The sequence below is a fragment of the Leifsonia aquatica H1aii genome, assembly GCF_000633535.1.
GTDB lineage: Bacteria > Actinomycetota > Actinomycetes > Actinomycetales > Microbacteriaceae > Leifsonia > Leifsonia aquatica_A.
The window spans coordinates 249,334-262,737 of sequence record NZ_AYMR01000011.1 but is presented as its reverse complement, the minus strand read 5'-3'; the positions used below and the strand labels follow the sequence as shown (position 1 = coordinate 262,737).

12 protein-coding genes are annotated in these 13,404 nt (G+C 71.7%); 11 read left to right on the top strand and 1 reads right to left on the bottom strand.

The features are described from left to right. Positions 1-45: 45 nt before the first annotated feature. From U870_RS0113590 to U870_RS24660, 7 genes are all read left to right on the top strand, one after another. The gene (locus tag U870_RS0113590) at positions 46-630 is read left to right on the top strand and encodes a cysteine hydrolase family protein (RefSeq protein WP_025157933.1); all 585 of its coding nucleotides are present in this window, start codon (positions 46-48) and stop codon (positions 628-630) included. 92 nt (positions 631-722) lie between these two features. After that, the gene (locus tag U870_RS0113585; protein ID WP_029947604.1) at positions 723-2,300 is read left to right on the top strand and encodes an MFS transporter; all 1,578 of its coding nucleotides are present in this window, start codon (positions 723-725) and stop codon (positions 2,298-2,300) included. 2 nt (positions 2,301-2,302) lie between these two features. Next, positions 2,303-3,538, top strand: coding sequence for a sensor histidine kinase (locus U870_RS0113580; RefSeq protein WP_025157931.1), 1,236 nt, complete (start codon positions 2,303-2,305; stop codon positions 3,536-3,538). Next, positions 3,535-4,173 (top strand): response regulator transcription factor, encoded by a 639-nt coding sequence (locus U870_RS0113575; protein ID WP_025157930.1) that lies wholly within the window; start codon positions 3,535-3,537, stop codon positions 4,171-4,173. The genes U870_RS0113580 and U870_RS0113575 overlap by 4 nt, the downstream gene beginning before the upstream one ends. 4 nt (positions 4,174-4,177) lie before the next feature. After that, complete coding sequence (locus U870_RS0113570) at positions 4,178-4,798, top strand: TMEM175 family protein (RefSeq protein WP_025157929.1); 621 nt, start codon at positions 4,178-4,180, stop codon at positions 4,796-4,798. Between the two features lie 93 nt (positions 4,799-4,891). After that, positions 4,892-6,775 (top strand): alkaline phosphatase, encoded by a 1,884-nt coding sequence (gene phoA, locus U870_RS0113565; protein ID WP_240183702.1) that lies wholly within the window; start codon positions 4,892-4,894, stop codon positions 6,773-6,775. A gap of 97 nt (positions 6,776-6,872) precedes the next feature. Further along, positions 6,873-7,040, top strand: a complete 168-nt coding sequence (locus U870_RS24660; RefSeq protein ID WP_205288765.1) for a hypothetical protein — start codon at positions 6,873-6,875, stop codon at positions 7,038-7,040. Positions 7,041-7,067: 27 nt separating this feature from the next. Here U870_RS24660 and U870_RS0113555 read toward each other — a convergent pair whose 3' ends face one another. After that, entirely contained in the window at positions 7,068-7,307 is a 240-nt protein-coding gene (locus U870_RS0113555; protein WP_029947627.1) for a hypothetical protein, read from the bottom strand. A 129-nt stretch (positions 7,308-7,436) separates the two neighbouring features. Here U870_RS0113555 and U870_RS22615 point away from each other — a divergent pair, with 129 nt between their 5' ends. From U870_RS22615 to U870_RS0113540, 4 genes are all read left to right on the top strand, one after another. Next, on the top strand, positions 7,437-10,301 hold the full coding sequence (locus tag U870_RS22615; RefSeq protein ID WP_052357710.1) for a hypothetical protein: 2,865 nt from the start codon (positions 7,437-7,439) through the stop codon (positions 10,299-10,301). 85 nt (positions 10,302-10,386) lie between these two features. Next, positions 10,387-12,633, top strand: coding sequence for a glycoside hydrolase family 3 C-terminal domain-containing protein (locus tag U870_RS0113550; protein WP_025157927.1), 2,247 nt, complete (start codon positions 10,387-10,389; stop codon positions 12,631-12,633). 68 nt (positions 12,634-12,701) lie between these two features. Next, the gene (locus tag U870_RS0113545; protein WP_025157926.1) at positions 12,702-12,914 is read left to right on the top strand and encodes a hypothetical protein; all 213 of its coding nucleotides are present in this window, start codon (positions 12,702-12,704) and stop codon (positions 12,912-12,914) included. A gap of 24 nt (positions 12,915-12,938) precedes the next feature. Beyond that, positions 12,939-13,283, top strand: coding sequence for a hypothetical protein (locus U870_RS0113540; protein ID WP_025157925.1), 345 nt, complete (start codon positions 12,939-12,941; stop codon positions 13,281-13,283). Positions 13,284-13,404: the final 121 nt, after the last annotated feature.

Here is a 13,404-nt window from a genome sequence, read left to right as displayed (position 1 = left end):
GCAAGCCTTCCGCGGATTCCAAGCGAGACGAGGTAGTTTATATATGTGAACGATCTCGCCCTGGACCCGTCCCGTACCGCGCTGCTCCTCATGGACCTGCAGCCCTCCATCCTCGCCTCCCTCCCCGACGCCGACGCCTTCCTCGCCGAACTGCGGCGCGCGCGGGAGGCGGCTCGTGCCTCCGGCGCCACCATCGGCTACGTTCGTGTGGCCCTCTCGGAGGAGGACGCCGCGCACGTGCCGGCGCACTCCCGCTTCGCCGCCGCCGCCGAACGCGTGCACGAGATCGGCCCCGATCACCCGGCCGTGTCGGTCGACCCGCGCATCGCACCCGCCGACGGGGAGATCGTGGTGCGCAAGTCGCGCTACGGCGCCTTCAGCACGACGGACCTGCACGAGCAGCTGCAGGCGCGGGGAATCGACACCCTCGTCCTCGCGGGCATCTCCACCAGCGGTGTCGTGCTGTCGACCGCCCGCGACGCTGTGGACAAGGACTACCGCCTCGTCGTGCTCTCCGACGGCACGTTCGACCGCGACCCGGACGTCCACCGGGTCCTGACCGAGAAGGTCTACCCCAACCAGCAGGCCGCCGTCGTCACCATCGACGAGCTCGTCGCCGCCCTGTCCTGACCGCGCCCGTCGCCCGTGTCCACCGATCGGTGGACACGGGTGACCACCGGGCGCCGGTGCCGCGCGCGGCCGCCGATCGCGAGGCTGGGAGCATGAAGACCTCCTCCTCGTCGCGGCTGGCGCTCGCCGGCCTCATCCTCGCCGTCTCGATGACGACGATCGACCAGACGATCGTCGCCCTCTCCGCGCCCACCATCCAGCAGAACCTCGGGCTCAGCCACGACGGGATGCAGTGGGCGGTCAACGTCTACCTGCTCACCACGGCGGCGTTCTTCCTGCTCGGCGGCCGGATCGCCGACGTGGTCGGCCACAAGCGGATGGCCCTGATCGGCATCGCCGGCTTCGGTGTCACTTCGCTGCTGTGCGGCCTGGCACCGACCGGCGACCTCGCGGAACCGTGGCTGGTCGCCGCCCGCGCTCTCCAGGGCATCAGCGGCGCGATCATGTTCCCCGCCGCGATCGGCATCGTGGTCGAGGGCTTCGCCCGCGAGAGCCGCGGCCGCGCCATGGCGATCTTCTTCGCCATCACGGGTGCGATGACCGCCCTCGGGCCGATCGCCGGCGGCTACCTGACGCAGTGGACGTGGCGCGCCATCTTCTGGGTGAACGTGCCGATCGCGATCGCCGCGTTCGTCATCGTCGCCATCGCGGCCCGCCCGTCGGCGTCGCGTCGCGAGCGCATCGACTGGTTCGGGGCGCTGGTCGTCGCCGCCGGGATGGGGCTCATCGTCTTCGGCCTGCAGCAGGCGAGTCCGTGGGGCTGGGCGAACGCGGCCGTGATCGGCTCGCTCGTCGCCGGCGTCGCGCTCCTCGTGGTGTTCGTGCTGCTCCAGCGCCGCACGGCACAGCCGCTCGTGCAGCTGGCGGCCTTCCGCGACCGCGGGTTCACGCTCTCCACCCTCGCCACCCTGTTCTCGTCGGTGGCCTTCATCGCGACCTTCTTCTTCCTCAGCGTCTACGGCCAGGTGTCCCTCGGGCTCTCGGCCGGTCTCACCGGCGTCCTCTTCCTCAAGTTCTTCATCGGCTTCGTCGTCGCCAGCCGCATCGGCTCGGTGCGGTTCGACAAAGACGGCGCGCGCGGCGTGGTCCTCGTCGGCGGCCTGGTCGGCGCCGTCGGGTTCGCCTGGCTGGCGCTGAAGGCGACGGACCTGAACTTCGACGCCGAGGCGTTCTTCAACCAGCAGACCTGGCCGATCCTCGTCGCCGGAGCCGGCATCGGCCTGATGTTCTCCGCGGTCTCGACCGACGCCGTCAACCGGGCGATCGGCGCCAGCTACGGCGAGGTGACCGCGATCTCGCAGACCATGAAGAACTTCGGCGGCGCCCTCGGCCTGGCCGTCTTCACGACGATCGTCACCTCCCGGCTCACCGATCTGCTCACCACCTCGTTCGAGAAGATCGGCGGGACAGCGGCGGACGCCCAGAGCGCGGTCGACCGGATCAGCGGAGCCTCGGGCGACGGCGGCTCGCTCGCGACGCTGCCCACGGCCGTCCGCGACCAGATCATGCACGCGGTCGCCTCGGACTACGCCGGGGCGGTGCAGTGGGCGTTCTGGGGGATGGCCGGCGCGATGCTCGTCGTCGCCGTGATCGGGGTCTTCTACCCGGCCGGCCGCACGTCGGTCGCCGAGGCCTCACGCACCGAGGCCGTGCCGGCGACTACAGTCTGACCGTGCACCAGCAGCGCAGCACCGACAGCGAATTCCTCGAGTTCCGGGCCTGGCTCGGCTACTCCGCCGCGGCCACCGTCGCCACCGTCGTGATCATCCTGGCCAACCCGTACACGGGCGTCGCGAAGTCGATCGTGGCGGCGGTGATCGTGCTCGCGCTGCTGCCTCTGTTCTGGCTGCTCGTGCGACGGGGATCCGTCCCGGACGACTCGGCCCGGTCGATCGTCTACTGTGTCGTCGCGGCCGTCGGCTACCTGATCGCGCTCTCGCTCAACGACTGGGTGAATGTCGCCCTGTTCGTGCTGTCCCCGCAGTTCTTCCTGCTGCTGTCGCTGCTCCCCGCCGCCGGCGCGATCGTGCTGGTCAACGCGGGCGGGGTGGTGGTGCGGTGGGCGATCGGCGACATCACGCCCGCCTCGCTCGTCGATGTCGCCGGGATGACGCTGCTCGTCATCGCGTTCTCGATCTTCTTCGGTCACCGCGTCGCGGCCGTCAGCAAGCAGAGCGCCGAGCGCGGGCGGCTCATCGACCGGCTGCGGCAGCAGCAGCACGAGATCGCCCAGCTCTCCGAGCAGCAGGGCGCGGCGGCCGAGCGCGAGCGGATCGCGCGCGAGATGCACGACACCCTCGCGCAGGGCTTCACCAGCATCGTCACCCTCGGCCACGCCGTGCAGGGCGAGCTGGAGGCGAACCCGGCGGCCGCGCGCCGTCATGTGGAGCTGATGACGGAGACCGCGCAGGAGAACCTCCAGGAGTCCCGCCGCATCATCGCGGCCATGACCCCCGGACGGCTGAACGGCTCACCGCTGCCCGAGGTGCTGGAGCGCGTCGTCGCGCGCTTCGCCGAGGAAGCCGGCGTCGGCGCGGGATTCGTCGTGGACGGCTCGGCCCGTCCTGCCCCGCCCGCCGTCGACGTCGTGGCCCTCCGGGTGCTGCAGGAGTCGCTCTCGAACGTCCGCAAGCACGCGGACGCGCGCACCGTGGACGTCGAGGTCGCCTACCTGCCCATCGCCGTGCGCCTGCGGGTGACCGACGACGGCACCGGGTTCGACACCGCCTCCCCCCACGACGGCTACGGCCTGGACGGGATGGCCGCCCGTGTCAGGGAGGCCGGCGGCACGTTCGCCGTCGACTCGGCACCGGGCGCGGGCACGGGGATCACCGTCGAGCTGCCCGCCCCGCCCGCCGATGCGTGGTCCGATGCCATCGCCCCCGCGACCACCGAGGAGCCCGCATGATCCGCATCGTCCTGGCCGACGACCACCCCGTCGTGCGCGAAGGCATCCGCGGCATGCTGACCGGCTACGACGACATCGACGTGGTCGGGCAGGCCGCGAGCGGACCGGAGGCGGTCGACCTCGTGTCCGTGCTGCGCCCCGACCTCGTCCTCATGGACCTGCGGATGCCCGGCGGCGACGGTGTGGCGGCGACCCGCACGATCACGGCGTCGCATCCCGGCACCCGTGTCGTCGTGCTCACCACCTACGAGACCGATCAGGACATCCTGCGCGCGATCGAGGCGGGCGCGAGCGGCTACCTGCTGAAAGACATCGCCCCGACCGAGCTGGCCCGTTCCGTCCGCGCCGCCGCGGCCGGCGAGACGGTGCTCGCGACCTCGGCCGCGACAGCCCTGCTGGGGAGGCTGCGCGGCGGCGGGCAGCCGGCTCCGGCGCTCTCGCCGCAGGAGGTGAAGGTGCTGCGCCTGGCCGCCGACGGACGCACCAACGCGGCGATCGGCGCGGAGCTCTTCATCGGCGAGGCGACCGTGAAGACGTATCTGAGCCGGGCGTACGAGAAGCTGGGCGCCTCCGATCGGACCTCTGCCGTGCGGCGTGCCCTGGAGCTCGGACTGCTCGCCGACGCGCCAGAATGAGCCCATGGCAGTGGTGAGGACCGAGCGCGGACTGGATCGGCTCGTCAACTTCTCGGATGCGACGGTCGCGATCGCGATCACGCTGCTCATCCTGCCGTTGGTCGACCAGGCGGATGCCGCGGCGAAGGACATCGGAGCCTGGCTCCACGACAACTTCTGGGAGCTGATCGCCTTCGGGGTCTCGTTCCTCGTGATCGCACGGTTCTGGATCACCCATCACCGCATCTTCGAGTGGGTCGTCAACTACGACGTCCGGATCATCTGGCTGAACTTCGTCTGGCTGGCGACGATCGTGGTCATGCCGTTCACCACGAACGTGCTCGCCGCGAGCCAGTCCGGCCAGTCCGCGGTCTACGCCCTGTACATCGGCAACATGCTGCTCGCCTCGGTGTCGATGCAGTTCATCGCCATCATCCTCCGGCGCTCCCCGGAGCTCGTGCGCGACGATGCGAAGGACGAGATGGACGCGTCACGCGGATGGTCCGCCGACGTCCTGCTGCTTCTCGCACTGGTCCTCGCCGTGATCTTCCCGCACATCGGCATCTGGTGGCTGTTCCTCCTGTTCCTGCAGGGGCCGATCGCCGCGGTGATGAAGTCGTTCCGGCGCCGCGACAGGGCCGCCTGAGAGACCTTTCAGATAACGGCCTCCGGGTGTTCACGGCCGGTTCACGTGCGGCCGCTGGGCTGGTCGGGCCTCACCGACCGAAAGGACTCCCGCATGTCCCTGTTCCGTTCCCGGCTCCGCGCCGGGGCCGTGCTCGTCGCCGCCGGCGGCGTGCTCGCGGCCGCGCTGCTCCCGACCGCAGCGCTCGCCGCCACCTCCGACAACGGCGGCGCCGCCCGCAACCCCGACGACTCGACCGCCGCGCTGCGCCAGTCGATCGTCAACGGCCCGGCCAAGAACGTCATCCTGCTCATCGGCGACGGGATGGGCGACAGCGAGATCACCGTCGCCCGCAACTACCAGTACGGCGCCGCGGGCATGCTCCCCGGCATCGATGCGCTGCCGCTGACGGGGCAGTACACGACGTACTCCCTGTACAAGGACGGCCCCAACAAGGGCAAGCCGGACTACGTGCCCGACTCGGCTGCCACGGGCACCGCCTGGGCGACCGGCACCAAGACCTACGACAACGCCGTCTCCGTCGACATCGACGGGAAGCCGCAGGCCACCCTCCTCGAGCTCGCCCGCGCCAACGGCCTGCGCACCGGCAATGTCAGCACGGCAGAGATCCAGGACGCGACGCCGGCCGTGCAGGTCGCGCACGTCGGAGCCCGCTCCTGCTACGGCCCGGACAGTGCCAGCTGCGGCACGGACGCGCTGGAGGCCGGCGGCCTCGGCTCGATCAGCGAGCAGTTGCTCGATGCGCGCGCCGACGTCACCCTCGGCGGCGGCTCCACCTCCTTCGGCCAGAAGGCCAAGGCAGGTGCCTGGAAGGACCAGACGCTCGTCGACCAGGCGAAGGATCGCGGCTACCAGGTCGTCGGCGACGCCGCGGGCCTCGCCGCCGTGACCGCCGCCGACCAGCAGAAGCCGCTCCTCGGCCTCTTCACGCCCGGCAACTTCCCGACCCGGTACGCCGCCACCACGGCGACCGTCGGCGGCGCCGATGCGGCGCCGGTCACCTGCCAGCCCAACGCCGACCGTCTCGCGCCCGAGCTGTCGCTCGCATCGCTGACGAACAAGGCGATCTCGCTGCTCGACACCAAGACCTCCTCCGGGTTCTTCCTGCAGGTCGAGGGCGCAAGCATCGACAAGCGCGACCACTCTGCGGACGCCTGCGGCCAGATCGGCGAGACCGTCGACCTCGACGAGGCCGTGCAGGCCGCCCTCGCCTTCGCGAAGAAGGACGGCAACACCCTCGTCATCGTCACGGCTGACCACGCGCACACCAGCCAGATCGTGGACAGCACGCCGCCCGCGACGCTCAGCACCGCACTGACCACGGTCGACGGCACGGTGATGAAGGTCGCCTACGGCACCGCGGCGGCCGGCGGCTCGCAGCAGCACACCGGCTCGCAGTTGCGGGTCGCGGGCTACGGCCCGGGTGCCGCAGACGTCGTCGGGCTGACCGACCAGACCGACACGTTCTTCACCATCGCGCGCGCACTGAAGCTCGAGCGCAGCTACGCCGCGCTGAGTGCGGGCGCCGCCGTCTCGCTGCCCGCCACGACCGTGAAGCCGGGCGACCCGCTGACGATCGCGCTCAAGGGATTCGCGGGCGACCGTCAGGTCACCGGGGTCCTGCAGTCCGACCCGGTCGCCCTGCCGCGCACCGACGTCATCGCGGGCGCGGCCACCCTCGCCGCAGTGGCGCCGGCCGAACTGGGCGCGCACACCATCACGGTGACCGGCGCGCAGAGCGGCAAGACCGTGGTGCTCGCCTTCGAGGTCACCGCGGACGGCCAGCCCTCCGGCACACTGCCGCCTGCGGGCGGATCGGGCGCCGGCACGGGAACGGCCGCCGGCTCGACGGCCGGCGCTCTCGCCTCGACCGGTGCCGTCGCCGCGCCGATCCTCGTGATCGCGCTGGGCCTGCTGATCGCCGGTTACCTGCTGTTCGGCCGCGGACGTCGCCTGCGCGACCTCCCGCGCGCCTGACGCCCGCCTGATCGTCGTCGCGCCATCCCGGCCGGTCCGGGGTGGCGCGATGTCGTGTCCGGGGATACTGTCGGCCCCAAGGACTCAGGAGGACCGGATGCGCTTCAAGACTTTCCTCGTTCTGATCGTGATCGTCGTGGCCTACGTGCTCGGCGCGCGAGCGGGCCGTGACCGCTACGAGCAGATCGTCAGCGCGGTGACCTCGTTCTGGAACGACCCGAACGTGAAGAAGACGCGCAAGAAGATCAAGAAGGCGACCCGCTAGGCCGCCTCCCCGCGTTCGTCGCGAGGCCTACGGCGCGTCGGACTCCGTCGGCTCGTCGGAATCCGTGTACTCGCCCTGCGGGGCGTCCGCGGACTCGTCGACGTCCGTGTAGGTTCCCTCGACGTCGGTCTCGGGTCCGGGGTTGTCCTCGGTCTCGGTGTACTGACCGTGGACGGTGCGCTCGTGGGGCTGCTCGCCGTCGACCTCGGTGTAGCTGCCCTCGAGGTTCTCGCGCGACTCGCCGGCCGGCTCTGCTGGGGTGCTCATGCAGCAGACACTACGCCCCGCGAGCCTCCGCGTGTAGAGCGGGATCGAACCCGCGGGCGGCGGAGGCTGGCCGCGGGCCCCCGCCCGGCGGTACCCTGCGCGCGTCGGCGGTGTCGCGCGGGAGGTCTCATGGGCTGGTTCACCACGGTGTTCGGCGCGGGTCGTGACGGCTCCCGGGAGCCGAACATCCTCGAGCTGCGCATCCACGGCATCAAGAACACACCGCCCGCGGAGATGCTGGGCGTCCCCGTCGGCGACGTGCGCCCGGACCAGGCCGACGAGTACGGCGGCTTCTTCGTCCCCACGGTCGATCCGGTCGATCCCACCGACCCGGCCTATCCCCCGACGCGGATCCGGCGCGAGGGGTACTCGTGGGGGCTGATGGCCCGGTACGGCGGCGGAGCCCTCGTGATCATCGGACAGTTCTTCGTGCAGCTCGCCTGGCTGCTCATCCTCCCGTTCGGGCTGTGCAACACCGCGTACTGGACGCGGCGCATCCCCCGGCAGACCGTCGCCGGGGAGTGGAAGGCGGGCCGGGGTGCGGCCGCGCTGCGTGTCTTCGCCCTGTGCCTGACGCTGCTCTACGTCTGCGCGCTGGCCTCGGTGAGCCTGGACCTGATCGGCTCGCAGTGCCTCGCCGGCACCGCCTCCTGCCCGTCGATGCCGGGCTGGCTGAACGACTTCTTCGCCCTGCCCGACTTCGACCGCCGCGGCATCCGGCTGGCCATGCTGTCGCTGGTCCCGGTCCTCGGTGTCGTGGTCCTGCTGGTCGTCTCGCACACCGCCCGCACCCGCTACGAGGCAGGGATCTTCGGGACGGTGGACAAGATGCGGCACGCGGAGGAGCGGGGTGGGGCGTCGGCATCCGCGCCGAACGGACGCACGCCGCTGGCGACGGAAGGCTTCTGGGGCATGACGCGGGTGAAGCTCCCTTCCGAGCTGCTCCACCTGGCCGGCTCCCTCTTCCTGGTCACGGTGCTGCTGGGGTGGGACAACGTGTTCGCCGCCTGCTCCGGCGGCAGCAGCCGCCTCCCGGCCGCCTGCTGGGGAACGGACCCCGCTCCGCTGGCCCGCTGGTGGGTCTCGGCCGCGGTCGTCGTGGCGGCGCTCGGCCTGGTGGTCACGATCGCCCGCGTCATGGCCGACACCGACACCGTGACCCGACCCGGGGCGCAGCTCTCGGCCGCTGCACGCCGCAACCGGGTGCGGCGCACCCTGCGCAGGCGCGAGTCGTGGGCGGGCTGGACGCTGCTGGGGGCCGCTGTCGTCTACGTGTTCGTGTTCGTGGTCGTCGCGCTGCCCGACCAGCACTTGAACTACGCCCGCGTCCCGTTCCTCGGACTCGTCGTCTCGCCGGCGATCGTGACGGGTGTGCTGCTCGCGATCGCGCTCTCCGCCCTCGGCTGGAGGCGGCTTCCCGAATGGCCGGACTCGGCCGCGCGGGTGAAGGAGTGGCTGCCCGCCGTGTCGTGCATCGTCCTGGTCGTGGTGGCCGGGCTCGCCGTCGCCTTCGCCGTGATCCTGACGCCGAGCGGGATGGCTCCGGAACCGCCGTCGCTCATCGCGTACGGGGTGTGCGTCCTCGCTCTGCTCGCGCTCGCGCTGATCATCGCGTTCGGTCCGTCGCGCACCCGTCGCCGGGAGGTGCTCCGATACGAGGGATGGAGCGGAACCGGTCCCGGTGTCGTCTTGCTGCTCTCGCTCGGTGGAGGGATGCTGCTCTCCACGCTGCTCGTGCTGGGCGCGCAATGCTGGCTCAGCTCGCCCGGTGCCGTCCCGGTCTGCCCACTCGCCCCCGGCGACGCCGCCCTGCTGACGCCGGGCGCCTACCGCAACTTCGGCAGCACCGTGCCCGTCCTGGCCGTGCTGCTCCTGCTGCTGGTCGGGGCCGTCGCCGCAGCCCGGATGCGCACCACGCCGCGATTCACGACGCCGCGCACCGAGGGCGGCCGACCGGTGCGGGCACCGTTGCGTCGCTATCGCGACGGGCACGTGCCGGTGTCGTCCTCCGCAGGCAAGCTGACCACGCGGATGCTGCATGCACGCCGTTTCGCCGGGCTCTTCCATCGCGGGGAACCGATCCTCGGGGCGCTCGCCGGTCTGCTCGCCGTCGGCTGCGCCGTCGCCGTCTCCTTCCCCGACACCTGGCGCCCGACCGCCCTGCTCGACTTCGCCCTTCCTGCCCTCGGCCTGATCGCCGTGACGGCCATCGTCACCATCGCCGAGAACGCCATCACCACCAAGGAACGCCCGATCGGTGTGATGTGGGACCTGATGTGCTTCCTCCCCCGGGCCGGTCATCCGTACGGTCCGCCGTGCTACGCCGAGCGGGTCATCCCGGAGCTGCGCGGCCGGGTCGTGGCGTGGCTGGAGACCGATCTGATGGCGGGCAAGGTCGTCGACGGGCGCGATCTGCGCACCGAGGCGCAGAAGGCCGACGACGAGCTCGCCGCACTCGGCACCCCGCAGCGGCGCAAGGTCGTCCTGAGCGCGCACAGTCTCGGCGGCGTCCTCGCCGTCTCCTGTCTCTTCACCCTGGGAGCGGACACGAAGGACGGCCTGCGCAACGTGGGCCTGCTGACCTACGGCACGCAGTTGCGGGCGTTCTTCGGCCGGTTCTTCCCCGAGCTGTTCGGGGGCGACGTGCTCGGGGTGCGCAAGAGCGCCGGCCCGTCGCTGTGGAGCGCCGATCCGTGGCTGCGTCAGGTCAACCGGGACCAGACCCGGCCCCCGGTGCAGCGGCCGGGCGACGGGCCCGAGCCGACCCTGCGGGAGCTGCTCACGCAGCCGGACGGCGAGATCGCCTGGATCAACCTCTGGCGGCGCACCGACTACCTCGGCTTCCCCGACGACTCGTACGACGACAACGACATCGATCGCGGCGCCGACGAGTTCGGTCCGGCGCGCTATCTCGTGAAGGTGGCGACGCACCCCGGGTACCCCGCATCGGCCCAGTACATGACCGCCCTGCGCGACCTGTCGCGGAGGATCTGACGGGAACTCCCTGGGAACCCTCCCGCCGTTAAAACCGAGTGTTGTAAGGTATTGCCCACCAGCCCGACCGCATCGAAGGAGAACCATGGTCGACCGTCTCGTCCGCGCATCCGAACTGACCACCGAGGAGAAGGCGTCGATCACCTCCGGCGCGAGCTTCTGGGAGACCGAGGCCGTGCAGCGCGTCGGCATCCCCTCCATCTACCTCACCGACGGCCCGCACGGGGTGCGCAAGCAGAGCCAGGGCGGCGACCACCTCGGCATCGGCGACAGCGTGCCCGCCACCTGCTTCCCTCCGGCGGTCGCGCTCGGCTCGACGTGGGATGCCGACCTCCTCGCGCGGGTCGGCGCCGCCCTCGGCGAGGAGGCGAAGGCCGAGGGTGTCGGGGTGCTGCTCGGCCCGGGCATCAACATCAAGCGCTCCCCGCTCTGCGGTCGCAACTTCGAGTACCTCTCCGAGGACCCGATCGTCAGCGGCCGGCTGGGGGCGGCCCTCGTCCGCGGCCTGCAGTCGCAGGGCGTCGGAGCCTCCCTCAAGCACTTCGCGGCCAACAACCAGGAGACCGACCGGATGCGGGTGAGCGCCGACGTCGACGAGCGCCCGCTGCGCGAGATCTACCTGCGCGGCTTCCAGCGCGTCGTCCAGGATGCCCAGCCTTGGACCGTCATGTGCTCGTACAACCGGATCAACGGCGTCTACGCCAGCGAGGACCCGTGGCTGCTCACGAAGGTCCTGCGCGACGAGTGGGGCTTCGAGGGCCTCGTCGTCTCCGACTGGGGTGCCGTCAACGACCGGGTCTCCGCTCTGGTCGCCGGTCTCGATCTCGAGATGCCGTCGTCCGGAGGCGTGACCGACGCTCAGCTCGTCGCGGCGGTGCGCGACGGATCGCTCGACGAGGGCGTGCTCGACACCGGCGCGCAGCGTGTCATCGACCTCGTGCAGAAGGCCGTCGACAACGCCGATGCGGACGCTTCCTACGACGTGGACGCGCACCACGCCCTCGCCCGCGAGGTCGCCGGCCGCAGCATCGTCCTGCTGAAGAACGACGGGGTGCTGCCGCTCTCCGCCGGTGCCGGTCGACGCATCGCCGTCGTGGGCGAGTTCGCCCGCACTCCGCGCTATCAGGGTGCCGGCTCGTCGCAGATCGTCCCGACCCGGCTCGACAACGCGCTCGACGAGCTCCGTGCGCTCGCCGGAGACGCGGAGGTGACCTTCGCCGCCGGCTATGCGCTGGACGGCGCCGGCGACGCCGCGACGCTCACCGCGGAGGCCGTGGCGGCCGCGACCGCCGCCGACGACGTGCTGCTGTTCCTGGGGCTGCCCGGCGAGGACGAGTCCGAGGGCTTCGACCGCGAGCACATCGAGCTGCCCGCGGCGCAGACCGAGCTGCTCGAGGCCGTGCTCAGCGCCAACCCGCGGGTCGTCGTCGTGCTCTCCAACGGCGGTGTCGTGCGCGTCTCCGGCTGGGCCGAGCGCGTTCCCGCGATCGTCGAGGGCTGGCTGCTCGGCCAGGCCGGCGGCGGGGCCGTCGCCGACGTGCTCTTCGGCGTCGTGAACCCGTCCGGCCGTCTGGCGGAGACCGTGATCGCGCACCTCGGGGACACCGCGGCGTCGATCAACTTCCCCGGCGAGAAGGGTCACGTGCGCTACGGCGAGGGGTTGTTCGTCGGCTATCGCGACGTCGACGCGCGGGAGGTGGCCGTCAGCTTCCCGTTCGGCCACGGGCTCTCGTACACGACGTTCGACTTCGGCGCTCCCACGGTCGAGGCGACGGCCGACGGCGGCATCCGCGTCGCCGTCGACGTCACCAACAGCGGCGATCGCGACGGCCGCGAGGTCGTGCAGGTCTACGTGTCCGTCCCCGGGTCCGCCGTGACCCGGCCGGTGCGCGAGCTCAAAGGCTTCGCGAACGTCGCGGTCGCGGCCGGCGCCACCGCGAGCGTCGTCATCGAGATCCCCGCCGACGACCTCGCGTACTACGACACCGACCTCGCCGGCTGGATCGTCGAGGGCGGCGAGTACGTCGTCTCGGTCGGGGCCTCGTCCCGCGACCTGCGCGGCACGGTGACGGTCGCCCTGTCCGGAGACGGCAAGGCCGTCCCGTTGTCCGTCGAGTCCACGATCGGCGAGTGGCTGTCCCACCCGGTCGGCGCCCAGGTGCTCGGCGCCGCCCTCGCGCAGACGGGCGATGCGGCCGTGGGAGCCATGCTCGCCGACCCGGGCCTGCGGCGCATGGCCGAGGGCATCCCGCTCATCCGTGCGATCGGCTTCTCCGGCAACGCCGTCTCGCCCGAGCAGCTCGATCAGTTGGTCGCCGCGGCGAACGCCTAAGCTACGCCGCTCCGACGGTGCGGTGAACCCCCTTGCGAGAGCAGGGGGGTTCGGCGTTTCGTGGGGTCATGAGCGATTCGACGGAGCAGGAGCCGGTGGTCGGCCACGACCCCACGAACGGGCTGGCCGGCGACCTCCACGGAGACGATGGGGGTTCGGCCGAGCCGACCGCCGATCAGAACATGATCCAGGACGTCATCGGCGACCTCGACCCCGACAGGGTCGACGACGCGGGCGAGGACGACGCGGTCACGCCGTACAGCGAAGAGGGCGCCCCCTAGCGGGGGACTCGGGAGGAGCAGCGCATGAGCGACACGAGCGGCCTGCAGAATGCGGACAGCGAGGGGGTCCCTGCCGAGGACCGGCCGGAACGCTTCGAGGGCGGCGACCACGACGCGCAGGCGTCCGAGACGGCCGACACATCCGAACCGGCCGAGACGACCGGGCCGGCGGAGCAGGCCGAGCCCAGACGGGAGGCCGACGATGTCAGCGGTGCCGGTGAGACCGGCGTGACCCCGGAAGGGGCCGAAGACGTGACCGCCGGTGCCGATCGGGGCGGCGACGGCGCGGAGCCCCCGCCCGCCGAGTTCGACCCGGCCCAGCAGCCCTCGAATCCCGACCTGGTGAAGGGGACGGAGCCGCCGGACTGAGCACAGACCACCGGTCACGACGGCCGGTCACGGCCGCGGCCCCGCCCTCGTCATCCCGGGCGGGGCCGCTCGCCGTGGCGTGCCATCGCCCGCGCGACCGCCGCTGTCGCCCGCGCGCGAC

Bases quoted from the DNA above. Each gene is read 5' to 3' on its own strand.
- U870_RS0113585 (WP_029947604.1), top strand. From the start codon at position 723: ATGAAGACCTCCTCCTCGTCGCGGCTGGCGCTCGCCGGCCTCATCCTC.
- U870_RS0113575 (WP_025157930.1), top strand. From the start codon at position 3,535: ATGATCCGCATCGTCCTGGCCGACGACCACCCCGTCGTGCGCGAAGGC.
- U870_RS0113570 (WP_025157929.1), top strand. From the start codon at position 4,178: ATGGCAGTGGTGAGGACCGAGCGCGGACTGGATCGGCTCGTCAACTTC.
- phoA (WP_240183702.1), top strand. From the start codon at position 4,892: ATGTCCCTGTTCCGTTCCCGGCTCCGCGCCGGGGCCGTGCTCGTCGCC.
- U870_RS24660 (WP_205288765.1), top strand. From the start codon at position 6,873: ATGCGCTTCAAGACTTTCCTCGTTCTGATCGTGATCGTCGTGGCCTAC.
- U870_RS0113555 (WP_029947627.1), bottom strand. From the start codon at position 7,307: ATGAGCACCCCAGCAGAGCCGGCCGGCGAGTCGCGCGAGAACCTCGAG.
- U870_RS22615 (WP_052357710.1), top strand. From the start codon at position 7,437: ATGGGCTGGTTCACCACGGTGTTCGGCGCGGGTCGTGACGGCTCCCGG.
- U870_RS0113550 (WP_025157927.1), top strand. From the start codon at position 10,387: ATGGTCGACCGTCTCGTCCGCGCATCCGAACTGACCACCGAGGAGAAG.
- U870_RS0113545 (WP_025157926.1), top strand. From the start codon at position 12,702: ATGAGCGATTCGACGGAGCAGGAGCCGGTGGTCGGCCACGACCCCACG.
- U870_RS0113540 (WP_025157925.1), top strand. From the start codon at position 12,939: ATGAGCGACACGAGCGGCCTGCAGAATGCGGACAGCGAGGGGGTCCCT.